General features: G+C 67.5%; 17 protein-coding genes. 3 read left to right on the top strand and 14 right to left on the bottom strand.

Annotated features, from left to right (window positions below):
• Positions 1-57: 57 nt before the first annotated feature.
• Both ACP59X_RS01835 and ACP59X_RS01830 read right to left on the bottom strand, forming a co-directional pair.
• On the bottom strand, positions 58-942 hold the full coding sequence (locus ACP59X_RS01835; RefSeq protein WP_428564227.1) for a DUF2156 domain-containing protein: 885 nt from the start codon (positions 940-942) through the stop codon (positions 58-60).
• A 1-nt stretch (position 943) separates the two neighbouring features.
• Positions 944-2,326 (bottom strand): MATE family efflux transporter, encoded by a 1,383-nt coding sequence (locus ACP59X_RS01830; protein ID WP_428564224.1) that lies wholly within the window; start codon positions 2,324-2,326, stop codon positions 944-946.
• A 165-nt stretch (positions 2,327-2,491) separates the two neighbouring features.
• Here ACP59X_RS01830 and ACP59X_RS01825 point away from each other — a divergent pair, with 165 nt between their 5' ends.
• The 3 genes from ACP59X_RS01825 (at position 2,492) to ACP59X_RS01815 (ending at position 6,988) form a co-directional block, all read left to right on the top strand.
• Positions 2,492-2,878: a winged helix-turn-helix domain-containing protein gene (locus ACP59X_RS01825; RefSeq protein ID WP_428564221.1), complete on the top strand. Its 387-nt coding sequence runs from the start codon at positions 2,492-2,494 to the stop codon at positions 2,876-2,878.
• Positions 2,879-2,888: 10 nt separating this feature from the next.
• A complete protein-coding gene (locus tag ACP59X_RS01820) occupies positions 2,889-4,112 on the top strand; it encodes an ABC transporter permease (RefSeq protein ID WP_428564218.1) in 1,224 nt (407 codons plus the stop codon).
• A gap of 206 nt (positions 4,113-4,318) precedes the next feature.
• Entirely contained in the window at positions 4,319-6,988 is a 2,670-nt protein-coding gene (locus tag ACP59X_RS01815) for an RCC1 domain-containing protein (protein ID WP_428564215.1), read from the top strand.
• 123 nt (positions 6,989-7,111) lie between these two features.
• Here ACP59X_RS01815 and ACP59X_RS01810 read toward each other — a convergent pair whose 3' ends face one another.
• The 12 genes from ACP59X_RS01810 to ACP59X_RS01755 all read right to left on the bottom strand — a co-directional run bounded on the left by ACP59X_RS01810 (position 7,112) and on the right by ACP59X_RS01755 (position 25,832).
• Positions 7,112-8,296, bottom strand: coding sequence for a glycosyltransferase family 4 protein (locus ACP59X_RS01810; RefSeq protein ID WP_428564212.1), 1,185 nt, complete (start codon positions 8,294-8,296; stop codon positions 7,112-7,114).
• A 481-nt stretch (positions 8,297-8,777) separates the two neighbouring features.
• On the bottom strand, positions 8,778-9,950 hold the full coding sequence (locus tag ACP59X_RS01805) for a glycosyltransferase family 4 protein (protein ID WP_428564209.1): 1,173 nt from the start codon (positions 9,948-9,950) through the stop codon (positions 8,778-8,780).
• The gene (locus tag ACP59X_RS01800; RefSeq protein ID WP_428564206.1) at positions 9,950-12,160 is read right to left on the bottom strand and encodes an SDR family oxidoreductase; all 2,211 of its coding nucleotides are present in this window, start codon (positions 12,158-12,160) and stop codon (positions 9,950-9,952) included. Before ACP59X_RS01800 ends, ACP59X_RS01805 begins: the two co-directional genes overlap by 1 nt.
• Positions 12,157-13,065 (bottom strand): decaprenyl-phosphate phosphoribosyltransferase, encoded by a 909-nt coding sequence (locus ACP59X_RS01795; protein WP_428564203.1) that lies wholly within the window; start codon positions 13,063-13,065, stop codon positions 12,157-12,159. Before ACP59X_RS01795 ends, ACP59X_RS01800 begins: the two co-directional genes overlap by 4 nt.
• Before the next feature lie 68 nt (positions 13,066-13,133).
• The gene (locus ACP59X_RS01790) at positions 13,134-16,940 is read right to left on the bottom strand and encodes a hypothetical protein (RefSeq protein ID WP_428564200.1); all 3,807 of its coding nucleotides are present in this window, start codon (positions 16,938-16,940) and stop codon (positions 13,134-13,136) included.
• Between the two features lie 12 nt (positions 16,941-16,952).
• Positions 16,953-18,383, bottom strand: coding sequence for a B12-binding domain-containing radical SAM protein (locus ACP59X_RS01785; RefSeq protein ID WP_428564197.1), 1,431 nt, complete (start codon positions 18,381-18,383; stop codon positions 16,953-16,955).
• A gap of 13 nt (positions 18,384-18,396) precedes the next feature.
• Entirely contained in the window at positions 18,397-19,692 is a 1,296-nt protein-coding gene (locus ACP59X_RS01780) for a glycosyltransferase family 4 protein (protein ID WP_428564194.1), read from the bottom strand.
• Positions 19,693-19,827: 135 nt separating this feature from the next.
• A complete protein-coding gene (locus ACP59X_RS01775; protein WP_428564191.1) occupies positions 19,828-21,087 on the bottom strand; it encodes a glycosyltransferase in 1,260 nt (419 codons plus the stop codon).
• 3 nt (positions 21,088-21,090) lie between these two features.
• Complete coding sequence (locus tag ACP59X_RS01770; RefSeq protein ID WP_428564188.1) at positions 21,091-22,605, bottom strand: hypothetical protein; 1,515 nt, start codon at positions 22,603-22,605, stop codon at positions 21,091-21,093.
• A gap of 202 nt (positions 22,606-22,807) precedes the next feature.
• Complete coding sequence (locus ACP59X_RS01765; RefSeq protein WP_428564185.1) at positions 22,808-24,391, bottom strand: GHMP family kinase ATP-binding protein; 1,584 nt, start codon at positions 24,389-24,391, stop codon at positions 22,808-22,810.
• Positions 24,388-25,104 carry a GNAT family N-acetyltransferase gene (locus tag ACP59X_RS01760; protein WP_428564182.1) on the bottom strand — a complete coding sequence of 239 codons (717 nt, stop codon included), beginning with the start codon at positions 25,102-25,104 and terminating at the stop codon, positions 24,388-24,390. Before ACP59X_RS01760 ends, ACP59X_RS01765 begins: the two co-directional genes overlap by 4 nt.
• On the bottom strand, positions 25,101-25,832 hold the full coding sequence (locus ACP59X_RS01755) for a nucleotidyltransferase family protein (RefSeq protein WP_428564179.1): 732 nt from the start codon (positions 25,830-25,832) through the stop codon (positions 25,101-25,103). The genes ACP59X_RS01760 and ACP59X_RS01755 overlap by 4 nt, the downstream gene beginning before the upstream one ends.
• Positions 25,833-26,031 lie beyond the last annotated feature (199 nt).

Here is a 26,031-nt window from a genome sequence, read left to right as displayed (position 1 = left end):
CCAGCGAATACTTCTTTTCCCTCAATAAATACGTTCGTATTTTTCAGGAATGCCGCATTAGCCGCGCGGCGCCACGGTCACGGTGCACTTTTTCAGGAAACCGGAGGGATTGTAGGACAGCTTCGCCTTGCGCAGCCCCTCGTCGCCCAGGTCCTGTTCGCGGTTGACCAGCGCATAGCCCGCCCCGGCGTCGGCCAAAAACATCTGGTTGATGGCCTGATAGACGCCCTTGAACCCGGGGCGGCCCTTTTCGAAATGGATGACCAGCATCTCCGGGGTCAGCGCCTCGGCCACGGTGTAGGCGATCATCTCGCCGTCCACCCGGATGGCCCCGCCCATGAGCCCGGGCATGCGGTCCCAGTTCTGGAGCACCCGGACGATGGCCTGGTTCTCGGCCAGAAGGGCGCCGGACTCCTCGGGGTCGCGCCAGGAAAACCACTGGCGTTGCAACTCCAGGGTGTCCTCCACGCAATCCGGGGTCAGCGGCTTGTATTCGTAGTCGTAGGTCCGCAGGAACTGGCTGAGGAGGTTCTTTTTCTTGTGAAACTTGTTGCCGCGCAGTTCCACGAGTTCCGGCACGCTGTAGACATAGTCGGCGTGGTCCCGGGAATCGCTGGTGGACACCCGGTCGGGCATGGCGTCGCCCAGGACCTCGCACAGCCGCTCGGGCACGCGGATGAAATCCAGGCCCTGGGACAGGCACGGGCAGGCATTCCAATCCACGTCCAGCCACGGCCCCACCGGCGCCCAGAACACCTCCACCGGCCTGGATTGCAAAATCCAGACATGGCTTTCGCCAAAGCGCCAGGACAGGCCGTATTCCTCGGCCCAGCCCCAGAGGTTGCCGAAGCTGTAGTCCGACACCTTTTGCGGGCAGCGGGCCAGCCGGTCCAGGTACTCTGCCCGGCGCTCGAGGCTGATGGGCTCGAAACCGTCTCGCATCTTACTTCCTTGGTTTACCGCCGCCCATGCCATAGCGCGCCCAGTGCACGTACTGGTAGACGCCAAGGGTGGCCATGGCTTGCACGGCCTGGGAAGCGAACATGGACATCCACACCCCTTCGGCCCGGCCAAAGAGGCTATGCCCCAGATACAGGGCCAAGGGCAACCGCACGAACCAAATGGAGGAGCCGGTCACGCACATGGTCAAAAACGTGGCCCCGGCCCCGGTCAGGGCGCCGATGAGGATCAGGCCGCCGACGGTAAAGGGAATGGCCGCCACGTTGTAGCGCAGATAGGACACGGCCTGGGCGGCCACGGCCGGCTCCGGCGAGAGCAATGCCGCCGCCTGGGGCAGAAACGGCCACAAGGCCAGGCCCAAAAGCGTCACGGACACCACCCCGGCCGCGAAAATGCGGTACCCCACCCGCTTGGCCTCCTCGGGCCGGCCGGCCCCGAGCAGGTTGCCGACCAGGATGGAGGCCGTGAAATTGAAGGCCATGGGCGGCAGAAACAGGATCGATTCCACGCGCATGCCGGCCGACATGCCGGCCAGGGCGTCGACGCTGCCCGTGGGCAGGGAGCCGGTGATGGCGAAAAGCAGCAGGTAGCCCGTGTGCCACACGACCTGCATGAGCCCCGACGGCCAGGCGACCGCAAGCAGGTAGCGGCTGGCGCAGCGTATCCAGCGCCAGGCCGGGAAAAAGGCCCGGCGCAGCATGCCCGCCCGGACAAGTGCGGCGAAGTTGAACAGCATGCCGGCCGTGACCGAGAAAAACGTGCTCCAGGCCACGCCGGCATAGCCGAGGTTGGGCAGGCCGAAGGCGCCGAGCCCGAACCCGAAGTCGCCCAGGGCGTTGAGCACCGCGGCCAGCCCCCAGGCGTACAACGGGACCATGACCAGTCGCCTGGCCCGAAACAGCGCATTGGCGATGACGAAAAACGACTGGATGGGCAAAAGCCACAAGAACACCGTCAGGAAATACCGGGCCGTGGGCAGCATGGGCTCGGGCACCTGCAACAGGGTCAAAAACAGCGGCCGGCTGGCCAGCCCGAAAACCAGGATGGCCAGGGAGGCGGCGACGCCGAGCAGCAGGCACAGCCAGACATAGCGGTCGGCCCGGGCGCTCCGGCCGGCGCCGTCGGACTGGCTGACGGCGGCCACGGCGCCGTTGGCCACGGCCGAGGCCACCACCTGGAAAAAGAACATGGCCTGGGTCAGGACACCGATGGCGGCTTGCGTTTCCCGATCGATGCGGCCGCCGACATAGACGTCGACGATGCCGATCAGGAAATTGAGCAGCATCATGAGAATCTGCGGCCAGGCCAGGGACCAGATTTCGCCGTATCCCGCCACCTGCGCCGCGCCCGTGTCGCGACGTTGCATGAAACCTCCGCCGACGCACGCGCCGACCGCCCCTGTCCGGGGCAGGGGACTGGCGATACGGGAGGCCGGCTTTGCGGTCAACTCCCCCCTTGGCATGGCGGCCCGGCAAAGCTAAGACTTTTTGCGCCGAAGGGAAGACTCGGGTATGAAGCCCAGGGGGGAACGATGCAACAAATCGAGGCCGTCCAACGCCTCCACCTGTGGCTGGAGACCGGAGAAGGCATGCTGCTTGGCCTGGGCCGCATCCAGTTGCTGGAACTGGTGGAGGAACTCGGTTCGCTCAACAAGGCCGCTTCGGCCATGGGCATGTCCTACCGGGCCGCCTGGGGCCGCATGAAGCAGACCGAAACCGTCATCGGCGCGCCGTTGGTGGAGCGCTCGGGGCCCAAGAAAGGCTTTCGGCTTACGCCGCTTGGCCACGACATCGTGCGCCAGTTCCGCACCTGGCACAAGGATGTGGAGGATTTCGCCCTGGCCCGGGCCCGCGAGCTTTTTTCCTGGAACACCAGCCCGTTTTTCGAATCCTCCCCCAGGCACGGCCCGCTGGACTGAGGGCCTGCCTGTGTTTTTGAGCCTGCGCATCGCGCTCAAGTCCCTGGCCACCCACAAATGGCGCACACTTCTGGCCATGCTGGGCGTGTTTCTGGGTGCCTTCGCCCTGACCGGCGTGCTGCACGTCTCCCTGGCCATGGAACGCAAGGCTGTGGAGGAGACGGAAAAACTCGGCCCCAACCTCCTGATGGCCATGACCGGCAACATCCGCTTCCGACGGGGCGACCTGCGCGCGGACGCCGGCAACACCCGCTTCAAGCTCCCCGACGCCGAGGCCCTGTTGCGCGGCCTGCCCTCGGTGGTCGAGGGCGTGCCCTACCTGGCCTTTGCCATGCCCATCCGGGCCGGGGACAGAAAAACCATGTGCCAACTCGTGGCCACCTGGCCGGCCTATCCGCGCATCCGGGGCGGCGCCCCCCAGTTCGGCCAGTTTTTCGACCAGGACGACGAGGACGAAAAGGCCTTTGTCTGCGTGCTCGGCCCGACCATCGCCACGCGGCTGTTCGGTTCGCCCGAGGCGGCCGTGGGCCAGTCCGTCCTCATCTTCCGGGCCAGGCTGCGCGTGGTCGGCGTCATGGAGGAAAAAGGCGCCGACGTCACCGGCGCCAACCAGGACGAGCAGGTCTTCGTGCCGCTGTCCACCTACATGCGCCGGCTGGCCAACCGCAACTACATCCACGGCGTGTACATGCAGATGGCCGACGGCACGGATTTCGAGGCGTCCAAGGACGCGGCCCAGGCCATCCTGCGCCGCCGCCACGACATCAAGGCCGACAAGGGCCAGCCCGACGACTTCCGGGTGCTCACGGCCAAGGACACCATGAACCTCAAGCAGCAGGCCTTGGACCTGGTGCGGACCCTCGGCTACATCAGCTCCTCGCTGTCGTTTGGCATCGGCGGGCTGGGCATCCTGTCCATCATGATCCTGCTGGTGCGGGCACGGCGGCTGGAGATCGGCGTGCGCCGGGCGGTCGGGGCCAGGCGGGCGGACATCGTGCGGCAGTTTTTGCTCGAATCCGGGGCCATGTCCGCGGCCGGTGGCGGGGCCGGGACGGTTGCCGCCTTGTTGCTGTTGGTTGTTGTTTACAGATTGGGGGATTTCCCCGCGGTTTTCAGCCCCTGGCTCATCGGCGGTTCGCTGTTCGGTTCGGCCGCCCTGGGCCTGGTCGCCGGGGCTTATCCGGCCTGGTCGGCGGCCCATGTCGCCGTCTTAAGCGTGCTGCGCGACGAATAGGCACCACCCCGGGCGCAACACGGGCGCGGCCGCGACGTTACGACCATGTCGCGTTACATTTCGCCAGGCACCGCCATCCCTCTTGTGCCACCCGCACCCGCTCGGCTAGAGTCGCATCCGGTCTTTCAAGAGACTCCCCGCCCCTGCCCGGATGCGGTCAGGCAGCGCATACGGCCATTTGTCCACAACCATGCAAGGAGACCTTCATGCGATCACTCCTGAAGAAACTGGGTGTATGTGCCTTTGCGCTCCTGCTCGCTCCCGTTTTCGCCTGGGCAAGCCCCACGACCGCCCAACAAGCCGCCCAGGTGGTGGAAGGCTGGCTGCAGCTTGATAGCGTACCCCTCGGCGCCCGCCTGTCCGCGCCGACGACAACAGTTCAGGCATACAATGACGACAGCGGCCAGGCCGCCTACTACATCGTATCCCTCAGCAGCCAGGGCTACGTCATTGTGCCGGCCGACGACGAGGTCGAACCCATCCTCGGCTTTTCGCCGGACGGCGCCTACGATCCCGTGACCAGCAACCCGCTTTTCACCCTGGTGACGCGGGACGTGGCCGGCCGCCTGGCCCAGGCCCGCGGCTCGGCCGGCAAAAGCGCGGCGGCCGACGGGCCGGGGCTTGCGGCCCAAAGGAAATGGAACGACCTGACCGCGGCGGCCGGGGCCGCGCCGACGGCGAAAAGCGGCGTCGGTTCCGTTTCCGATGTCCGCGTCAGCCCCCTGACCGTGAGCACCTGGAGCCAGTCCAACGACGGTTCCGGCAACCCGCTCTACAACGTCTACACGCCCAACCACTACCTGACCGGCTGCACGGCCACGGCCATGGCCCAGCTCATGCGCTTCCACCAGTTCCCGGTGGCCAGCGTCCCGGTCAACACCTATTCGGTCTGGGTGGACAACATCCCGCAATCCATGATCATCCGGGGCGGAGACGGTTCCGGCGGCCCCTACGCCTGGTCCCAGATGACCCTGAGCCCCGGCTCGTCCACGGCCACGGCCAACCGCCAGGCCATCAGTGCCCTGATGGCCGACGCCGGGGCCTCGGTGAACATGAGCTACACGGCTTCGAGTTCCGGGGCCTGGTTTTCCACGACCTCGTATATGAGCCAGTTCGGCTACGCCTTGGCCAGGGAGGGCTGGAGCTACCCGACCAGCATGCCGAGCGCCTCCTGGATGAAAATGTTCAACCCCAACCTGGACGCCGGCCTGCCCGTCAACCTGGCCATCTTCAACAGCGACCTGAGCTCCGGGCACTCCATCGTCTGCGACGGCTACGGCTACGACACTTCCACCCTGTACCACCACATGAACATGGGCTGGTCCGGTTCGTACAATTTCTGGTACAACCTGCCCACCGTCGATTGCGGCTACAATTTCACCCTCATCAACCAGATCATCTACAACCTCTACCCCTACGGCAGCGGGGAAATCATCAGCGGCCGAGTCGTCGACGCCTCGGCCAACCCCATTTCCGGTGCCCGGGTGACCGCCACTTTGTCCGACGGTGGGCTCTATTATACCACCACAAACTATCGGGGCATCTACTCCATCAAGAACATCCCCTCCGGCGCCACGGCCACCCTCCACGTGACCAAGCCCGGCTACCAGTTCACGGACAGCCAGGCCACGGTCGGCACGTCCGTGGACGGCGGCACCGTCGTCGGCAACACCTGGGGCGGGGCGGCAGACTTCATCGGCACCGCCGTCAATCTCGCCGGCGCCGCCTCGAAGATCGCCGTGGGCGGCAGCCACAGCCTGCTCCTGGCCGCCGACGGCACGGTCTGGGCCATGGGCGAGAACACCTACGGCCAGCTCGGCACGGGCAACACTATCGCCCATACCCTGCCGGTCAAGGTCTCGGGCCTGCCGTCCGGCAGCCCGGCCGCGGACATCGCCGCCGGCAGCAACCATTCCCTGGTCCTTCTGGCCGACGGCACGGTCTGGGCCTTCGGCGCCAACACATTCGGCCAGCTCGGCCTCGGCACGGCCCTGGACGCCACGCCCCACCCCACGCCGACGCAGATCGCCACCCTCAGCGGCATCGCCGGCATCAGCGCCGGCGCCTCGGACTCCTCCCTGGCCCGGTCCAACGGCGGCCTGTGGACCTGGGGCAAAAACGACGCCGGCCAGCTCGGCACCGGTGACACGGCCACCCGGAGCCAGCCGGTCCAGGTGCTCACGACCGCCTCTTCCCCCTACGTCAAGGGCGGGGCCATGGGCCGGGACCATGCCCTGATTTTCCTGTCCAACGGCAAGGCCTGCGGCTGCGGCGACAACAGTCATGGCCAACTCGGCACCGGCGACACCACTGCCGTGCGAGACATCAGCACGGCCTTGGCCGTGAAGGGCCTGACCGGCGTCAAGCAGGTGATGGTCGGCGACGGCTTTTCCCTGGCGCTCAAGACCAATGGCCTGGTCTACGCCTTTGGCGCCAACAACCTGGGCCAGCTCGGCACCGGCTACATGGTCGCGGAGGACCAGACCCAGCCGGTGCTGGTCCCCGACCTGTACCAGGTGGAAACCATAGCCGCCGGCTACGCCTTCGTGCTGGTGCGCCGGGCCGACGGCACGGTGCGAACTTTCGGCGACAACAGCTCGGGCCAGCTCGGCCTGGGAACGATCGGGGCCATCTCGCGCAGGCCGATTGCCGTGTCCGGGCCGTCGGCCATCGTGCAGGCGGCGGCCGGCGGCGCCGCCGCCCTGGTGCCGAGCCAGACCGGGGCCGTCTGGGCAATCGGCGACAACAGCCATGGCCAACTGGGCACGGGCAACACCACAAACCAAAGTACGGCCGTGCGCATCACCTTCAATATCGAGGAACCGAGCGGCCCGAACGGCGTGGCCGCCCCGAACATGCTGCTGTTGCAGAACTGACCGCCACCACGCCAGACACGCAAAAGGGCCCGCATGATCACGGGCCCTTTTTTCATGGCCTTTGCCTGTCATGCCGCGACGGCGGACATGGCGGCAATGGCTCTGGCATTGCGGCAACGTCCGTCAGGCGTTATTGACGATCTCCATTTCCCGCGCGGCAATGGCCGCCCAGTCGAACACGGCGGCGCGCTGCCGGGCGGCAGCCACGGCAACGTCCCGGCGCGCCGGCTCGCCGAGCAGCCCGAGCACCACGTCGGTAAAGGCGCGGATGTCCTCGAAGGGCGTCTTCACCATGCCGGTGGGGAAGATTTCGCGGTAGATGGGCAGATCGTAAGCCACCACCGGCAATCCCGAGGCCATGGCCTCCACGGCCACCTGGCCGAAGCTCTCGTAGTGGCTGGGCATGAGGAAACAGCCGGCCGCCTTCAAAAGGCGCACCTTGTCCGCACCCTGGCGAAACCCGAGCAGGTCGACGACGTCGGTGAGCCCGGCCGCGGCGATCTCCTGCTGGAGCTTGGCGAACCACCAGTCGCTGCCGCCGCCGATGATGCCAAGCTTACTCCCCGGCCGGGCGTCACAGACAAGCCGCCAGATGCGCACCAGGTCGAACAGCCCCTTTTGCGGATGCAACCGGCCCAGGAATAGGCCGTCGTACACGGGTGTGTCGGCGGAAGGCGCCACGCCGTCGAAAAAAGCCATGTCCACGCCCATGGTCACCACATGGACCTTCCCGGCCCTGGCCCCCATGGCCGTGAGGGCGTCCTTGTCGAGGGAATTGAGCACGAGCAGCGTCGCCCCGGCCGCCCTGGCCAGGGCCACCGAAAGCCACTGGGCGGCAAAATAGAGCAGCCCGCGAATCGTAGGCAGCTTGAAGCCCTTGCCCAGCACTTTTTCATAGCCCTTGAAGGGGTTGGGCGCGATGAGGAAGACGCACACCACCAGCTTCGCGTGCGGGTTGCGCCAGCGGCACAAAAGCGCGGGCAGCAAGTCGAACAGAAAGTCCGACGGCGCGTAGATCGCGTCCACCCCCTTGGGATAACGGGCGAAGGGACAGGTCAGGATGCGCCACAGATAAATGGCAAGCACGTTCCACAGCCTGTCGGATTCGCTGGCAAATGGCTCCCAATGCACGCGCCAGTTGGCCCGCACGCCCTGGCTCTCCAGCACCCCGATTTCCCGCCGGGGCAGCAACAACAGCAGCTCCACGCCCTGGGCCAGCCAGCGCCTGGCGATCTCGGCGAAACGAACCTCGCTGCCGTCGCGGTTTTTCGTATTGACCCGCCCCATGGCCGGCACGAATATGCGCATGATGAAGATGCCTCCGGCGGCCGGGGGGGATAATCCCCCCCGGACCCCCTTGTCGGGGGGGCGCGGCGAGCGGGGCTGCAAAGCCAGCCCCGCTCGCCGCGCCCCCCAGGCAAGGGAATCCAGGAGACATTGTCTCTCCCGACACGGCTTTCAGTAGTATTGTTCTTTCTTATGGCCTTAAAGAAGCTTTCAAAGCAAAAATTCCAAACCCCTCGCCCCGACGGGGCGACGGCCCTGCGAGGCCGGAATTTTCCCGGCGAGCCTGGAGCGCAGCGACGGCATCGCCGGGAAAATTCCGGCCTCGCCGACGGACAACCGCCCGCCGACCAAGCCTCCACCCGCCTGCCGCCTCCCCGCGATCCCGCTTCCCCGTCGAGGGGGTCCGGGGGGCATCATGCCCCCCGGTGGGGTCCAGGGGCAACGCCCCTGGCCGCTGGAGGCATCTTCCTCTCCCTTCTCTCCCTTCTCTCGCTTATCCTGCCTAGCCCGCCAGCGTCCGCTCGTAGACCGCTTCCAACCGCGCGGCCACGGCGGGCCAGTTGAGTTCCTCGGCGATGAGCCGCAGGGCGTTGTCGTGTTTGCGTCGGCGGCCGTGTGCATCGGTCAGGGCCGTGACAATGGCCTGGCCGAAGGCGGCCGTATCGGCCACGGGGGCGGTGTAGCCGCAGTCGTGCGTCTCCATGATGCGTTTGATTTCCCCCACGGCATTGGACACGACCGGCACGCCCGAGGCGAGGTAGTCGCCGAAGCGGATGGGGAAGCGGGCCTTTTCGATGGGGTCGTCGTCCATGGGCAAAAGCAGCGCGTCGCTGGCGGCGAGGTAGGTCGGCACTTCGGCGGACGGCTTTTCGCCGACCTTGACGATATCCGGGGCGAAGCGCTCCTCGTAGACGGCCATGCGGGCCTTGAAGTCGTCGGAGATGTGGAGCTTGCCCAGGAAGTAGAGCTTGAGGCCCGGAATGGATTGCCGGGCTTCGGCGTAGGCGTCGAGGAGCGCAAAAAGCGATTCCGTGTAGGTGTGGCCCATGGACAGGGCCATCTTCGCGTCCGGGGCGAGCCCGATGGCGGCGCGGGCCTGGGCCTGGTCGGGCATGGCCGTGGCCAGGGTCGGGCAGTTGGGGATGTAGTGGATTTTGTCCTCGGGCAGGCCGGCGTCGCGGAATTTCCGCATGAGGATGGCGCTGGCCGCCGTGGCCCTGTCGGCCACGGCCGGCAGCCGGTCCTCGGTGAAGTCGTAGACGGCGCGCACGGGCCTGGGATGGTGCAGGGTGAAGCCGCCCTTCCACATGTCGTCGTGGTCGAGGACGATTTTCACCTTGGGCCGGGCGATGGACGTCAGGAACGTCGGGAAGCTGATGGGATGGAGCGGGAAGGCGAAGGCGTGGAGGATGTCCATCTTTTGGGTCAGGCATTCCCGGGCATTGAGGAACATGCGCAGGGTATGGCCGGTGTGGTAGGTGGCCAGGTTCACGCGCGGCAGGATGCGGATGGTGAGGTTGCCTTCAGTGCGGTCGCGGATGGACAGCGTCGGTTCGCGCGAGGCGCAGAGAAGCGTCACTTCGTGGCCGCGCGCGGCGATATGCCGGGCGAGGTGGTAGCAACGGAAATAGGTGCCGTAGCCCTCGGGATTGTGATTGAGGTAGAGGATTTTCATTAGAGATTGGTTCTCACGAAGAGTTTTTCGGGCAGCGCCCGGACCAGGGCCATGATGGGCCGCCAGAACCAGGGGGTATAGACCGTGCCGCCGGCACCGGCGGCGATGGCCTGGCGGATGTCGGCGGCCACCCGGGCCGGGCTGGCGGTCAAGCGCTTGGGCGTGGGCGCGGCGGCGGTCATGCGGGTTTGCGTCCAGCCGGGCAGGACGGTGAGCACGGCCACGCCGGATTTGGCCAGCCGGTGGCGCAGGCCCGAGAGGTAGGCCGTCAGCCCGGCCTTGGCCGTGCCGTAGAGGTAGTTGCTCTTGCGGCCGCGCTCGCCGGCCGGGGAGGACAGGCCGACGATGGCGCCGCCTCCGCGCCGTTCCATGTCCCGGGCGGCGATTTCGAGGATCGAGACCGCGCCGGTCAGGTTCACGTCGAGAATGGCCCTGGCCAGGGCGAAATCGCGTTGCGCTTTCTGCTGGTCGGGATAGAGGCCGAAGGCCACGACCACGATGTCCGGGGGCGTGTCCAGCGAATCGTAGAAAGCCTGGTGGCTGTCGGTTGCGGTGGCGTCGAAGGCGCGCACGGCCACGGGCGTACCGAAGGCGGCCCTGATGTCGGCGGCGGCCTGTTCCAGGCGGGCCAGGTCGCGGGAAGCCAGGGTCAGGCGGGCGGCGTCCTTATGGGCCAGCTCCCGGGCCAGGGCCTGGGCGATGTCCGAGCCTGCGCCGAGGATGAGCACATGGGGCGGTTCGGTGGCGGCGCTTCGGGGCCTCCTGGGCGGCAGGAGGGTATTTTTGAGCAGCCGCAAGCCGAACCGGGCGTAGTTGGCCACGATTTTCGGGTTGCCGCCGGCTTGCAGGAGCTTGCGGCCGATGTAGGCCGGGCGCAGGTGGAAATCGAGGAGTGTTTTTTTGCGGAAGGCCTCGATTTCCTCCATGGAAAGCCGGGTGGTACCCACGGTCGGGGCGTTGAAATAGTCCTTGCCGAGCACGGAGCCGGGCAGGAGCCCCTCTTCCCGGGCGATCTCGTTTAAGCGCGTGCCGTAGTACGGAATGGCGATGTGCAGTTCCAGGAAGTCGTTGTCGAGCTCGAAGATGTGCTGGCGCGTGGCTTCGAGGTGTTCGCGCCCTTCCCAGGGCAGGCCGATGAGAAAGAAGCCGAAGGTCAAAAGCCCGGCTTCCTTGGCCCATTTGGTGGCCTGGAGGTTGTCGGCGACGGTGGTGTGCTTGCGGATGCGCGAAAGCGTCTCCGGGCTGCCGGATTCGTAGCCGAAGGCCACCAGCCAGCAGCCGGCCTTTTTCATGCGAAAAAGCGTGTCGCGGTCCAGGGGCTTGACCTTGGAATTGGCCACCCAGCGGATCTTGCCGGCCAGGGGTGAGGCCAGGATGGCGTCGCACACGGCCCCTGTCCAGTCCCGGTCGAAGGTGAAGGTGTCGGACTTGAAGAAGAAATCCCGGATGCCGTGGGTGAAGTAGCATTCGGACAGTTCGGCCAGGATGTTTTCCGGCGAGCGCAGGCGCAGCTTCTTGCCGGAGATCTTCGGCGTCATGCAGAAGATGCAGGCCGAGGGGCAGCCGCGCGAGGTGGCGATGGTGGCCTGGGGCTCGCCGGTGTCGGGCCGGGCGTAGAGGGCATTGTTGATGAGGCTTCTGTCCGGGAAGGGCAGGCTGTCCAGGTCGGTTTCCCAGGAGGCGAAGTCCGTGGGTGTCCACACACCGTCCTTGTTGTAGAGGATGCCGCGAATGGTGGGCACGGCGGCCGGGTCGCCGAAATGGGCGGCGGCGAGTTTGCCGACGATGAAATCCGATTCCAGGCCGATCAGGTAGGTGACGTCGGCCAGGTCGAGCTGGTCGAGCAACGCCTTATCCGGGGCGAAAAAGATCGCGCCCTTGAGCATGACCAGCAGCCCCGGCTTTTTGGCCGCGAGCTCCCGGATGAGCTTCAGGTCGTCGAAGATGGTGGAATTGGTGATGCTGACGAACACGCCGTCCGGGTTCTCCCGGTCGAAATCGGCCAGCAGCTCGGCCGGGGCGGCCCGTTCGGTCTGGTAGTCGCGCAAAAAAACGGCGAAGCCTTCCTTTTGCAGCGTGGCGGCGGCGTAGCCCAGGTCGTTGGGGGCACGCATGGAGGTGGCCGTGGACTGCTCGACGTTGCCCTGGGAACGGTCCTCGCCGCGCTGGTAGAAGCGGCCCGGCGGGTAGAAGAGCATGATCTTTTTCATGGATGACCGGAACGCTCCATGTAGAGGATGAGGTAGCAGCTGACGATCCACAGGGCGAGCGAGGCCTGGATGAAGCCGTCGCGCAACAGGACCAGGGTCGGCGAGCCGCTTTTGCACTCGACCAGCGTGATCTGCAAGTAGCGCAGCACGCCCATGATGACGAAAATCGCGGTCAGATACAACTTGTCCGAGCCGTGCTTGGCGATCACTTCGGGCGAGACGGTGTAGAGGATGTAGCTGACGATGACCACGGCGGCCATGATCATCATGGCGGCGGACACGAATTCCAGGTTGTAGCCGTCAAGCGACCGGCGGGTTTTCTCGCAGCCGGCGGCGGACAGCAGCAGGTCGTCGCGGCGCTTGGCGAAGCCGAGGAACAGCGCCAGAAGGAAGGTCATCAGCACGATCCAGTGGCTGGGCGTGATGCCCGTGACCACGCCGCCGGCAAAGACCCGCAGCACGAAGCCCACGGCGATGCAGCCAAGGTCAATGAGCGCCCTGTGCTTGAGGCCGAAGCTGTACAGCAGGTTGATGGCGAGATAGACGGCCAGGATGCCGGCAAAGGCCAGGTTGCCCAGGGTCACGGCGAAAACAAACGCCCCAAACAGCAGCAGCCCGGCGAACAGGATGCCTTCGGCCGGGCGCAGCGCCCCGCTGGCCAGAGGGCGGGTGCGCTTGGTGGGATGGGCCCGGTCTTCCTCCACGTCTTTCAGGTCGTTGACGACGTAGACGGCGCTGGCGGTCAGGCAAAAGGCAATAAAGGCCACGATGGCCCGGGCCAGGGCCTCGGGGCCGGCCAGTTTCCAGCCGAAAAAAAGCGGCAGGAAGACAAAGGCGTTCTTGATGTACTGGTGCGGCCTGGCCAGCCGTAGACACGAAACCAGGCGCGACGGGCGTTGTTCCATACTGCTCCGGATGGCCGGCCGTGCTTGGCCGGCGGGCGGCGACACCATAGCCGGGTTGCCCCGACGCATCAATCGTCCTGGCGGCCGTCGCCACGGACTTCGTTGTGGCCGTCGCCACGGCCGTCGTTGTGGCCGTCACCGCGATCGTCGTTGCGGTTGTCGCTACGACCGTGGCCTAGGCCGTCCCTGCGGCCATTGTCGCGGGTGTCGCCATGGCTGTCATTGCGGCCATCGTCGCGGCCATTGTCGCTGCCGGCCACGGGGGCCGCGCCGACGGCTTGGGGCCGTGTCCTCGGCCATGGGACGAGCAGGGCCAGGCAGGCCAGGCCCAGGACGATCCAAGCGCTATGCACCACGGGCAACATCCGGGCCATGATGGCCTGGTCGCGGAAAACGAGTTCGGCCTTGCCCACGGCCCCCGGCGGCAGGGGGAAGGCGTTTAAAAAGCCATACCCCTTGATGGGCGCGACCTCGCGAGCCCCCAGGCGCAGCCGCCAACCCGGGTGGTAGGATTCGGCGAAAACGAGCATTTGCCCGCCGCTGCCCGGGGGCAGATCCAGGTCGTAGCGGCCCGGGTTGACCCGCGTATAGCCCAGGGCCGGCGGCGCCCCCGGCGGCACCGGGCCGGCTGTCAGGGACAGGCGGTCCAGGGCGGCGGTCGGCGGGCCGGAAAGGGCCAGGCGGAGCCGGCCGGCCGCGTCCGTGGCCAGGGGCAGGCCGGTCACGTCCAGGGCACCGTCCCGCTCGAAAACGCGTTTGGCCCCGCCCGGCAGGGTCACGGCGTCGCCGGCCCGGCCGACCAGGCGCAGGGAAGCCGCGTAGGTCCCGGGGACCGGCGCAGCCAGGTCGAAGGCGGCCGGCAGCCGGGCCGCCGCGCCGAAAGACAGGGTCGCCCCGCCCGGCACCGGGGTTTCGGCCACCAGGCGCATGGGGCTGTTGGGGGCGTTGGCCTGGGAGGACAGCTGGGCCTGGCGCATGACGAAGCGCACGGTGACCGTGGTGGCCGGCCCCAGGATACGGTGGACTTCCTTGCGGCCGTAGACATCCTCCCAGCGGCCGTCGGGCCGGCCTTCCACCCGGAAAAGCGGCGCAAACGAGCCGCCGTCCACGGACACCGCGGCGTCGACGTACGACGGCGCGGCCTTGTCGCCAAAAAGCCGGGGATAGGCCTCCAGGGTGACATCCCGGGCCGGCACCGGGAAAGCGGCGGTAAACGAAACGGTGCCCGGAGCGTCGCCTTCCACGGAGACCGTTCCGCCACCCGAAACGTCAACATCGCGCAGGACGGCCCCGGCGTTTTCGACGGCCACGCCGGCCTCGCCAGCCAAAAGCGGCACGGTCAGGCGCGGGGCCATGGGCGAAACCGGCCCGACGACGGCTTCCTCGGCCTCGGCCGCCAGGCGCGCCCCGCCCGAGCCGGCCAGCGCCGCCAGGCGCTCCCGGGCCTCGTCGAAAGCCTCCTCGGGCACGGCCAGCAGGCCCGATACGACCACTCCCCGGCCGGAGGCGGTTACGGTCAGGGCATGGGGCGGGCCGGGCTCGAAGGTGGCCGTGCCGCAGTCGAGCCAGCCCAGACCCTTGCCCAGGGGGCCGGCATCGAGGTGGGCGATGGCCGCGCCGTCCAGGGAGATGGTGGCGCGGCCGGCGAAAGGCCCTGCACCCAGGCGGACAAAGACCCGCCAGGAGCCGTGGCCGATCAGGGGAAATTCGAGGCTGCCCGGCCCCTTGGACACGAGCCCCCCGCCGTCGAGGGCCGCGCCGCCGAAGCGGATGTCATCCAGCACCCTGGCGGACAGGGGTTCGAAATCGCCGCTGCGGCCGGTGCTGGCCGCCGCCTGGAAGGACCCGTCCGGCAGGTACGGCAAGGCCAGTTCCGGCCAGGACCGGCCGAAAGCGACCAGGCCCGCCAGGCCCTGGCCCAGGCGGTCGCGGTCGGCGGCGGGCAGGTCCGCGCCGCCATAAAACACCTGGCCGGCGAAACCGGGATGGTCGCCGGCGGCCAGCGACAGCAGCAGCGGAAAGCCGCCGGCGGCAAGCGCCCCGCCGGAAACCAGGCGCAGGCGGGGCAGATAGTCGGTGTTGGCGTAAACCTCCAGGGGCGGCGCCTGGATGGCGGCATCGGGCCGCAGGTCGGCCTGGGCGGCAACAAAGGGGGCCAGGATGTTCCCGGGGTCGAAGAGCGTTTCCGGGCCGCGCTTGGTGGTCGGCATCCAGCCGAAGGAACCGTAGGACAGGTAGGCCACGCTCGGGTCATACACGACGTTGCGTACGGCCATGAGCCCAAGCAGGCGGCCGAAATCGGCCGTGACCGGCCAGGGCCGCATGAGCACGGACAGCAGGTAGCGGGAGTAGGGTTCGCCGAAAAAGGTCGGGCCCATCACCGCGTCCTTGCCGAGCATGGCGAAGTTGCGGGTGACGGCGTTTGGCGGCGGGGCCGGCACGTCGCCCGTGGGGCCGGCGATGGTCGGCCAGACGGTCAGGCGCCAGTCGCCGGGGTCGGCGGCCAGGGCGGTGACCAGCGCCCGTTCGGCCGGGGAAACCGGCTGGGGCATGAGCGCCATGGTCTGGGTGGTGGCGTTTTTGGCCACGGCCAGGGAACCGCTCAGGTAGGGCCAGAGGTAGACGGACAGGCAGGCGACGGTGAACGCACCGGCGGCAACATCCGGCAGCCGGCTGCCCCGCCAGAAGGTGCGCCGGGAGACCACGGCCAGGCCCATCCCGGCCAGCAGCGCCAGGCCGGTGAAATAGAGCGGCAGCCACCTTGCCGGCCGGGCCATGAGATAGAAAATCATGGGCACCCGGGCCAGGAGCTTTTCGTAAAATACCGCCCCGGCCAGGGTCTTGGCCCCGGCCATGCAGCAAAACCCGGCCAGCAGGCAGGCGGCGGCGTACCATTTGAGCTCCCGCGCCCGGCCCTTGGAGGCCAGGCCCAGCAGGGCCAGGGCGAAAAGCCCGGCCGCGGCGGCGACCCAAACGGGGTTGTCCTTGAAATTGACGGGATAGGCGTATTCCGTGCCCATGCCGTAGTTGTCGGTGTGGCCGAGCATGGCCTGGCGCAGGGGCGTGGAAAAGCGGCGGTACATGCCGAAGTAGTTCTCGCGCACCTCGTCGGCCGTCTGGTGGTATTTGACCGTGGCCCCGCCACCGGCCATGGACACGGCGGCCGGCACGAGCCAGTGGAGGCTTAGGACCACGACCGTGGCCCCGGCCAGGCAGAAGGCGGCCAGGGGCTTGCCGTTTCTGCGCACGGCCGTGGCCGCCAGGGTGAAAAGCCCGGTTGTGGCGGCGAAAAAGACGATGCCAAAGGGCGAGGCCGAGCACACCAGCGCCCCGAGCAGGCCGGCGGCCAGGGCCAGCCCGGCTGTCCGGCGCCAGCCCGGGGCCGCGGCGGCCTTGGCCAGCAGCCAGACGACCCAGGGCAGCAAGGCCAGGGCGAAACCGGTTTCCTGGATGTGGCCGCTGATGGCCAGGGTGTACTGGCGGGGATTGAAGGCATAGAGCGTCGCGGCCAGGCAGGCCGGCCAGGCGCCCAGGCCCAGCAGGCCGCACAAGGCGGCGATGCCGCCGGCGCCGATGACGGCATAGGCCGGGCCCGTGGCCTTGACCAGCACCGTGCCGCCAAGGGGAGCCAGAGACTCCCGCACCACGATGTCGAACCAGCGGTTGATGGCCCCGAAGGCCCCGGGCGCGCCGCCGTCGAACAGTGGGTTCCAGCCGTATTGGGAAATGGAGGCCAGGCGCCGGTTCTCCTCGGGAAAGGGGGGCGTCACGTTGTCCCAGTTCTGGTAGACATGCCCCGGGGCGAAAAGAATCCCCCGGTAGGCGAGAACGGCCAGGGCGGCAACCACGGCCAGGACGAGAAGTTTTTTGCGCATGGCTTGCCGCCGCTACAGGTAGGCGCGCAGGCGCCGCCAGCCCAGCCGCAGGGCCGACAACCACGGGTTGCCCCCTTCCAGGGGTTCCATCAGGCGCACGTAGCGGTGCAGCGAGGCGGCCAGGCCGAACACCCGCTCGGTCAACCCTCCGCCGTGCCGGGCCAGCCAGAAAAGCGGCCGTCGCCATCGCGGCAGGCGCACCATCCAGTAGAAGCAGGCGTTAAAGGCCGTCAGGGCCTCGGTGTCGGGCTGGCGCAGCACGGCCTGGTGGAACAACCCGGCCTGCATGGCCTCGCCGGAAGCCAGGCCGCGTTCCACGATATGGTCGAACACCCGGGTGCCCCGGTAGGGCTGCAAAAGCCCCGACCAGGGGTGGTTGGCCGGCCCCAGGCGCAGGTTGAGGCCCAGGGTCTTCTCGGCCAGGGCCAGGGTCTCGCCGGGCAGGTTGAACATGTTGAAGGTGGAAAAGCGGATGCCGTGGGCGGTGAGCAACTCGGCCGTGCGCAGGATCTGCTCCTCGCTGATCTTTTTGCCCAGCACCTCGTTGCGCAACCGCTCGTCGCCGGATTCCAGGCCAAAGGAGACCACCTTGCAGCCCGAGGCCGAAAGCTCGCGCACCAGGGAGGCGTCGACCAGGTTGGCCCGCACGGCGCAGGTAAACGGCAGGCCGACTTCCGCCCGGTAGCGGGCCAGGAACCCTTCCAGCCAGTCGCGGTCCTGGATGAACAGGTCATCGACGAAGCCGACATAGCGCACGCCGCCGGGCCGGTCGCGCCGCTCGCGGGCGATCTCCTCCAGGAGCCGGTCGTGGCCGTGGCGGCGCACGTAGCGGCCCTTGCCGGCGTAAAGGCGGCGCAGGACGTGGTTGTAGCAAAAAGAGCAGCTAAACGGGCAACCCCGGGCGGCCAGGACCTCCACCCCGCCCCCCTCGACCAGCTCGGGGTAGCGGCGGCGGTAGAGCCCCCGGTCGGGCAACGGAAGGCTGTCCAGGTCGGCGCGCAGCGGATACAGTTCGTTTTTGACCAGGCCCGAAGGGGTCTTGACCCAAAAACCCGGCACGCCCGCGCCGTCGCCGCCGCCGGCCAGGGCCTCAACGAAATCCGGCAAGGCGTCCTCGGCCTCGCCCCGGCAGACGGCATCGAGGCCGGGCTCGGCCACGAACTCCGGGAAAAACGTGGCATGGGGGCCGCCGGCCACGACCGGGCCGTCCCAGGTAGCCTTGACCCGCGAGGCGGCCTGGGCCGCCCAGCCCTCCAGGCCGGTCATGAGGGAAAAGGCCACGACATCGGGCCGCAGTGCCCGGGCCTTGTCGTAAAACGAGGCCTTCTCCTGGGATTCCACCAGCACCTCGGCTTCGTGGCCCCGGGCGGCCAGGGCCGCAGCCAGGTACATGACACCGAAAGACTCGTAGCCGTCGCGCTGGAGGAAAAGGATCTTGGCCATGGGCCGGGGCCGCCTAGCCGGCCGACCGGGAATCGAGGATGTCCCCGGTGTAGACGGCCGCCTCTTTCTTCATGATCTCGCGCCAGTCGAATTCCCGCACCACCAGTTCGCGGCCGGCGTGGCCCAACCGGGCGGCCAGGCCCCGGTCTTCGATGAGGCGCAGGAAGGCCTGGGCAAAGGCGTCCACGTCGCCGCTTTTGGCCACCAGGGCGTTTTCGCCGTCCCGGGCGACCTCGCCGATGGCCTTGAGCCTGGTCACCACCACCGGCTTGCCGCAGCCCCAGTATTCAAAAAGCTTAAACGACAGGTAGTGGTCGTGGTTGAGGGTGGCCCGCAGGGTCATGGCCCCGATGTCGCAGGCGCACAGCACCGCCGGCACTGCGGCGTGGGGGATCCAGCCCGGCAGCACGACATTGTCCGCAAGCCCCAGGCGGGCGATGAGCGGCCGGCAGACCTCGTCGAAATAGGGGCTGCCGCCGCCGAGGACAAGCAGCCGCACGTCGGGGCGCACGGCCGCGACCTTGGCCAGGGCCTCAAGCAGGATGTCCACGCCGTCGTCGTGCTTGATGTCGCCGTGGAAAACCAGCACCGGCGCCTCGGCCGGGATGCCGAGCTTCTCGCGCACGCCGGCCGTGGGCACGTCGGGGCGGAAGGTTTGCGAGTCCGTGCCGTCGGCCACGATGTGGATCTTCGCCTGGGGCAGGCCGTGGACGCGCACGAGGTGTTCCTTGAGCTGGCGGCTGACCACGAAGACATAGCGGGCCTGGCGCAGGACGTAGTTTTCCAGCCAGACGAGGGGCTTGCTCAAAAACGGCATGTCCGTGCGGGCGATGTCGGAATAAAAGTCCGTGAAATCGACGAAAACCGGCCGGCGAATCAGTTTGCCGGCGATGACCGCGGCCAGGCCGGCCAGGGGGTTCCAGGCGTGCAGGGCGGCGAACCCCCGGCCGTAGGACCGGCGGTACCAGACTTCCAGGATGGCCAGGGAGATGATGGAGGCCAGGAAATGCCAGATGCGCACGGGCAGGCGCCAGGAGGAATACAGGTGTTTGGCCCAGCCCGGGAACTGGTTCATCCAGATCCATTCCACGAAATAGGAGCGCCGGCTGGACAGGTCCTTGCTTGGCGAGACCATGTTGACCATGACCCGCTTCTCGGCGATCAGCGCCTTGGCCAGCCAGTACATGCGCAGATTGGCCCGGGACACGGGCGGAATGGTGGTCTCGACCAGGATGCCCACCTTGGGCCGGCTGTCCAGGTCAAAGCCTTCGGGGATGACAGGGGGGGGGCTTTTTCGCAAAAAGAACATGGTTTTCCCTCAGGCTGGCAATAGAGCGGCGCAAGCGGCGCGGCGACTGTAGCGGGAAGGCGGCGCGGAGGCAAGCCAGCGGCCTGACAGCCAGCGACCTGGCCCGGCCGCCGGGGCCGGCCGTGGCCGGCCGCCTTACGAGCGCTCCCGCGCGAACCGGGGCGCGTTCTCGAAACCCATGGCGGCCAGGGTGCGGTCGTAGATGGCATCCCACAGATTGTCACGCGAAGCGGCCACCACCCTGTCGCGCATCTTGAAATACCAATCGTCATCGGTGAGCAGGCGCACGGCGGTTTCGGCCAGGGCGCCGGCCTCGTAGGGAATGACTACGCCCAGCCCCCCGTCGCGGACCTCGCGGTGGGACGGCGGCACGTCCGTGGTGACCACGGGCAGGCCGCAGCCGATGGCCTCGCGAATCTTGATCACGTCGCCGAAACGCTTCACGTTTTCCGGAAAGGGCGCATAGGGGGCCAGGGCGGCCGTGGCGCCCAGGGCGGCCCGCAAAATCCTGTCCCGATCCGTGACGTAGCCGTGCCAGACGATGGCCCGGGATACGCCCAGGGCCTCGGCCCGAGCCCTCAGTTCGGCCAACTGCGGACCGTCGCCGAAGATGTCTATGGTGGCGTCGGGCACGGCGGCCAGGATGGCCGGCAGGGCCTCGACGATCAGCGCCACGCCGTTTTCCCGGCAGATGCCGCCGCTGTAAAAGAGCCGCCGGCGGTTGACGGCCCCGTTTGGCGGGATGACGACGCCGTCGGGGATGAAGCCGAAGGGCACCCACAGCTCGCGGCCCAGGCGCGACATGTCGTAGCCCAGAATGTCGCGCCTGGCGTCGCTGATGGCGTAGGTGAAGTTCCAGATGAAATCCGAGCGCTGGCAGGCGGCCTTGTCGAGCCAGATGTAGAAGTCGTTTAAAAGCTTGTTGTCGAACTTCCAGGGCGACCAGTCGGAGATGTAATAGGCGCTTTCCTTGACCTTGCCCCGGACCTTGAGCGCGCCGCCGCACAGGGCCAGCAGCGATTCGACGCCGACGAACAGGTCGATGGCGCCGGGGGTGGCCGCCGCGGCCCAGAAGCAGGCCACGATGTCGCGAAACTTCAGGCGGAAATAGGTCTTGGGCAGGGCCTTGTCCGGGGCCACGGCAAAGGGGGCGGTCAGCCAGGCCGGCCAGGTGCGCATTTCCCGCAAGGCCCCCCGCTCGAAAAACGAGGCCTGGGGCCGGGAGACCATGCCCGGCCGGGGCACCGAGAGTTCGAGCACCGTCAGGCGCTCGGCCCGGTCGCGAAAATACTCGAGCATGGGCCAGGCCGGGCAGTTGTGGCGCATGCGCTCGCCCGTGGCCGCGTCGGTGATGTCGGAAATGGTGGCCACCAGGACCGAGGACAGCCGCTTCATGGCCTAGGCACCCCCTTCCCGGCGGGCCAGGACCACGTAGTGCTCCTGGCGGAAGACTTCGACGAAACCCGGGATGTCGAGCTCCTCCAGGCTGACGAATTTGGTGCTGACCAGGAAGTGGGTGAGCCCGTAGCGGTCGGCGATCTCGGCCAGAGGCTTTTGCAGGTGGGGCCAGAAATCCACCAGTTCGTAGACGCCCACGGAGTTGTCGGAAAGGAGCGCCTTGCCGTTTTTGAGGAAGTAGGTGACGGCGTCGGCCAGGCCGTGGGGGATGCAGGCGATGCGGACCTCGCCGGGAAAGGCATTTAAGTGCGCGAGCACCGCCCACAGGGCCGGGGTCACGGACTTATCCGGGTTTTTGACCACGAGCTTGACCTGGAAATACAGGATCACGCCCAGGCAGCCGAGCCCCACCAGCCAGGGGGCCGCCTTGACCACCGCCCAGGCGGCCGGGTCGGCGGCGAACTTGAGGATGCAGGCGGCTGCGGCGGCGGCCGCCGCGCCGGTGGCGTATTCGAGGTAGCGCGGCCCTTCGCCGAGGAAGCGCATGTATTTGGTATTGAAGAGAATGCCGAGAACGAACAGAATGACCGCCCATTTGACGACCACGGGAAACCAGGGCGAGGTGGCGGCCAGCTCCCGGTAGTCCGGCAGCAGGAGGGCGGCGAAGGCGTAGAGGGTCCAGGGATTGACGGCCAGAAACGGCAGGACCGGAATCTTCTGGATGAGGTATTCGATGCGGCGCACGAAATCGGTATGCTGTTTTTCCTTGGTGGGCAGGCCGCGAATCTGATGGGCCAGGCGGTTGTGGATGTTGTACATCCAGAAGGCGATCAGAAGCAGCTGGCCGCGCAGGGACTTGAGGTAGGCACCCTTGAAGGCGAAAATGGAAAACAGCACACCGGCCAGGAAGACCAGCAGGCAGCGGGCGTTGTTGTCCACGACGGTGAAGCCGATGATGCCGAAAAAAAGCACCTGCACGGCCATGCGGTGGGTGAAGGTCAAAAGCGTCACCCCGGCCAGGCCCAGGGCGAACGTCCAGGCGTTCGGATGCAGGGCGTAGGCCTGGACGGCGAGCATGGCCCACAGGAAAACGAGGCTGCCGGGCGTGCGCAGGCTCAGGTTGCTGGCCTCCAGGGGCACCACGGGCGTGAGCATGTAGAGGACCTGGGCCAGATGGCCGCCCACGGGCGCGCCGGAAACGGCCCAGCCCAGGGCAAAAACGGTCAGGCTTTGCAGCACGTCGAAGGCCGGGGAAACGAGCCCCTGGTTGCGGTCGAGCCAGTCCTTGGAAAAGCGCGAACAGACAAAGGGCAGAAACGGCGGGTTGTCCACCGAGCCGGGCACGAGGTATTTCTCGGGCACGCTGTCCGGGTAGCGGCCGTGGCGGCGGATGGCGTCGGCCAGAAGCGCGAAACGCCAAGTGTCGATGCCGAAATAGCGGTTTATAAGCCGCGGCCAGACTTCGAGGCCAAACCCGGCCAGGGCGATGGCGACGGCGATCAGAATGTCGGTCATAAGCGCTCTCCTCGGGGGCTTTGCGAATCGGCTGTACCGGCCCCGAAAACGCGGCCGGCCGGAACACCGGTCCCGGCCGCCATCCGAAGGCTCCTTAGCGCCCCCCATCAAAATCCACAACCCCACCCCCTTTCGAGGGGGTCCGGGGGGCATCATGCCCCCCGGCGGGGCCCGGGGCAGCGCCCCGGTCTTCTCTTCTCCCCTACTCCCGGGCGATGCGCTCGCGCAGGACCGAGGCGATGAGGTGCACGAGCATCATGTGCACGTCCTCGATGAACTGGTAGTTGTCGCTGGGCACGATGAAACACTCCTCCACGGCGTCCTTGAGCTTGCCGCCGGAGAAACCGGCCATGCCCACCGTGCGCGCGCCGCGCTCCCGGGCCAGTTCCAGGGCCTTGAGCAAGTTGGGCGACATGCCGCCGCCGGAGATGCCGATGACCACGTCGTGGGGGTTGAGGAGGTTCAACAGCTGGCCGTAGAAGATGTTTTCGAAGCCGGCGTCGTTGCCCCAGGCGGTCATGAGCGGAATGTTGTCGGTCAGCGGCACCACCCGAAAGCCCTTCTTGCCCGGGGTCAGCGTGGTCTTGGACAGGTCGGAGCAGAAATGGGAGGCCGTGGAGGCGCTGCCGCCGTTGCCCATGATGAAGATCTGGCGGTCCTGCTTGCGGGCGTCCCAGATGATGTCGGCGATGCGGCCGATCTGCTCCTTGTCCAGGCGGCTGACCACGGCCCGCATGCCCAGCAGGTAGCCTTCGGGGGTGATGGTGGCGCTGAAGCGGCCGGTGTGGTCCAGTGTCAGCTGGGCGCCGCCGGCCTCGAAGCAGAAGGGCAGGCGCTCCAGGCCCATCTCGGTCATCTGCTCGATGACCGCCTCCTGGTCGTCCACCGGGCAGTAGAGCAGCAGAAAGCCGCCGCCGCCGGCCCCGGCGATCTTGCCGCCGAGCGCCCCCCTGGCCTTGGCCGCGGCGTAGTAGCGGTCGATGGCCGGGTTGCTGATGTTTTTGGCCAGGCTTTTCTTGAAATGCCAGCCTTCGTCCAGGAGGCGCCCGAAACCGTCCAGGTCGCCGACGGCAAGGGCGTCGCGCATGCGGTAGGCCTGTCCCTTGAGGCCGTCCAGGGCGGCGATGACGCCCGTGTCGCTGGCTTCGGTGGATTTCTTCTGGCCGGCCAGGATGGAGGCCGAATCGCGCGAGGCGCCGGTGTGGAACAGCAGCAGCCGGCGCTCCAGGGTGGCGACCAGCCCGGGGTCCAGGCCCAGCGGGGTCACTTCCACGCCGTCCTTGGAGAAGGTCATGAAGTTGAGCCCGCCATAGGCGGCCGCGTACTGGTCCTGCATGCCGATGGGGCGCCTCAGCGCCCCGATCTCGATTTCCGAGGCGATGGAGGCCAGGTCGGCCTTGCCCGGGTTTTCGCCCATGAAGGTGGCCACGGCCTGGACGATGCTGACCGTGACCGTGCCCGAAAGCCCCAGGCCCGAACCGGTGGGCACGTCGCCCTTGAGCGCCATGTACACGCCCCCCGTCACGCCGTAGCGCCGCAGCACCGCCTTGGGGATCTTGAGGGCGTCGCCCAGGTTGGCCTTGGCCATGTTCTGGATGCGCTGGTGGAGCTGGTAGTCCGAGGACACGATCTCCACCGGCCCGTCCTTGGTCGGCTCGATGATGGTGTAGAAGTACTTGTCGATGGTGACGGAAAGCACGGCGCCGCCGTGGCGTTCGTAGTAGGCCGGCAGGTCCGTGCCGCCGCCGCCGAAGCTCAAGCGCACCGGCGCCTTGGAAATGATCATGCGTCCCTCTTTTGCATGGTGCCCCCGGGCGCGGCGTAGTGGAAACGGGAGAAATACGCCTCGGGAACGAATCCGTTTTTCGCGTACATCCGGCAAGCCGGCTGGTTTTCGATCTCGGTAACCACGGTCAGCCGGTCGCAGCCCGCCCGGGCGGCGGCGCCAAGCACCCGGCCCATCAGCGCCGAGCCCAGGCCCCGGCGGTGTTCCAGCACCGAAACCAGGTCCACGGCGGCCGCGCCCCCGGCCAGCTTGAAACTCACGAAGCTCGCCCCGGCGTAAACCTTGCGGATGGCCGGGGAGGCCAGCGTATTGCCGATCCAGGCCGCCTGGAAGCGGTCGCGGCCGGCTTTGGGCGCAAAGGCGTCCAGGCCGAAGCGGTCGTAGCGGAAATTGGCCACATGCCGGGCAATGTCCCCGGGCGAAAGCCTGTTTTCCCCCGTGTCCAGCGGGTCCGGGCCGTCGGCCAGGCGAGGGTCCACGGGCGCGGCGTAGCGCACCTGCACCGTGACCTTGCGAAAGCCCTGGGCCTGGAAAAACCGGTCGGCCGGGAGGTCCTCGGCCGCGATGCGGGCATCGGCCATGACGCGCGCCATGGCCCGCAGGCGCGGCAACTCCTCGGCCAGGACGGCATAGTCGTAGTCCGTCACCCGGTAGAAATCGCAGCCGAACGCCCGCGAATCGAAGTCCTGGCGCACCAGGCAGGTAAAGCTCATGGCTCCCCGCCGCCCCACCGCTTCCCGCCGCCGGCCACGTGGGCATTGGCCTTTTCCAGCTTTTGCGGAGAACCGATGTCCATAACATAGCCGTCCAGCACCTGGCCGTAAAGCGGTTCCCCGGCGGCGAGCAGGGCCGGGAAGACGTCGTGGCCGAAGTCGCAAAAGCCGTCTTCCGGAATATAGTCGAGGACTTTGGGCGACAGGGCGTACACGCCGGCATTGGCCAGGTCGGTGAAGGCCACGGGCGGTTTTTCCACGAAGCGGGTGATGCGGCCGTCCGGGTCGCGGTCCACCAGGCCGCATTCCGTGGGGTTGTCCACCCGGTAGAGCCCCACCGTGGCCACGGCGCCGCTGGCCTCGTGGGCGGCGGCAAAGGCGCGCAAGTCCACGTCGAGGTAGACGTCGCCGTAGAGGACCAGGAAAGGGGCGGTAAAAAAGTCGCGGAAGTTGTTGACCGCCCCGGCCGTGCCGAGAAGCTCGGGCTCCAGGCCGTAAAGCAGACGCGCGCCGAAGGCCCCGCCGTTGCCGCAATGATCCATGACCACATGGGGCAGGTGATGGAGGTTAATGGCCACGTCGGCGATGCCGGCCGCGACGCACAGCCGCACCAGGTGCTCCAGCACCGGCCGGCCGGCCACGGGCACCATGGGCTTGGGCATGACGTCGGTGAGCGGTTTGAGCCGCGTGCCGAGTCCGGCCGAGAGAATGAGCGCTTTGGATATCATGTGGGATGAAGCCTCCGGCGGCCAGGAGAGGCGAGCCCTCTCCTGGACCTCTCCCTTAGGGGGACCATGGGCGCACTCGCCCTGGGTGGGATCACCATAGATTGAGAATCTCTCTCACCCCCGCCGCCGTGTCGTCCCCTAACCCTTTCCCCTCGTCAAGGGGGTCCGGGGGGGATTATCCCCCCCGGCCGCCGGAGGC

Source organism: Solidesulfovibrio sp. DCME, from assembly GCF_049995385.1.
GTDB lineage: Bacteria > Desulfobacterota > Desulfovibrionia > Desulfovibrionales > Desulfovibrionaceae > Solidesulfovibrio.
The sequence above is the reverse complement of the archived record's forward strand: the minus strand, read 5'-3'. Positions and strand labels throughout refer to the sequence as shown.

Coding starts and splice junctions, on each gene's coding strand:
- ACP59X_RS01835 (WP_428564227.1), bottom strand. CDS start 942: ATGCGAGACGGTTTCGAGCCCATCAGCCTCGAGCGCCGGGCAGAGTAC.
- ACP59X_RS01830 (WP_428564224.1), bottom strand. CDS start 2,326: ATGCAACGTCGCGACACGGGCGCGGCGCAGGTGGCGGGATACGGCGAA.
- ACP59X_RS01825 (WP_428564221.1), top strand. CDS start 2,492: ATGCAACAAATCGAGGCCGTCCAACGCCTCCACCTGTGGCTGGAGACC.
- ACP59X_RS01815 (WP_428564215.1), top strand. CDS start 4,319: ATGCGATCACTCCTGAAGAAACTGGGTGTATGTGCCTTTGCGCTCCTG.
- ACP59X_RS01810 (WP_428564212.1), bottom strand. CDS start 8,296: ATGCGCATATTCGTGCCGGCCATGGGGCGGGTCAATACGAAAAACCGC.
- ACP59X_RS01805 (WP_428564209.1), bottom strand. CDS start 9,950: ATGAAAATCCTCTACCTCAATCACAATCCCGAGGGCTACGGCACCTAT.
- ACP59X_RS01800 (WP_428564206.1), bottom strand. CDS start 12,160: ATGAAAAAGATCATGCTCTTCTACCCGCCGGGCCGCTTCTACCAGCGC.
- ACP59X_RS01795 (WP_428564203.1), bottom strand. CDS start 13,065: ATGGAACAACGCCCGTCGCGCCTGGTTTCGTGTCTACGGCTGGCCAGG.
- ACP59X_RS01790 (WP_428564200.1), bottom strand. CDS start 16,940: ATGCGCAAAAAACTTCTCGTCCTGGCCGTGGTTGCCGCCCTGGCCGTT.
- ACP59X_RS01785 (WP_428564197.1), bottom strand. CDS start 18,383: ATGGCCAAGATCCTTTTCCTCCAGCGCGACGGCTACGAGTCTTTCGGT.
- ACP59X_RS01780 (WP_428564194.1), bottom strand. CDS start 19,692: ATGTTCTTTTTGCGAAAAAGCCCCCCCCCTGTCATCCCCGAAGGCTTT.
- ACP59X_RS01775 (WP_428564191.1), bottom strand. CDS start 21,087: ATGAAGCGGCTGTCCTCGGTCCTGGTGGCCACCATTTCCGACATCACC.
- ACP59X_RS01770 (WP_428564188.1), bottom strand. CDS start 22,605: ATGACCGACATTCTGATCGCCGTCGCCATCGCCCTGGCCGGGTTTGGC.
- ACP59X_RS01765 (WP_428564185.1), bottom strand. CDS start 24,391: ATGATCATTTCCAAGGCGCCGGTGCGCTTGAGCTTCGGCGGCGGCGGC.
- ACP59X_RS01760 (WP_428564182.1), bottom strand. CDS start 25,104: ATGAGCTTTACCTGCCTGGTGCGCCAGGACTTCGATTCGCGGGCGTTC.
- ACP59X_RS01755 (WP_428564179.1), bottom strand. CDS start 25,832: ATGATATCCAAAGCGCTCATTCTCTCGGCCGGACTCGGCACGCGGCTC.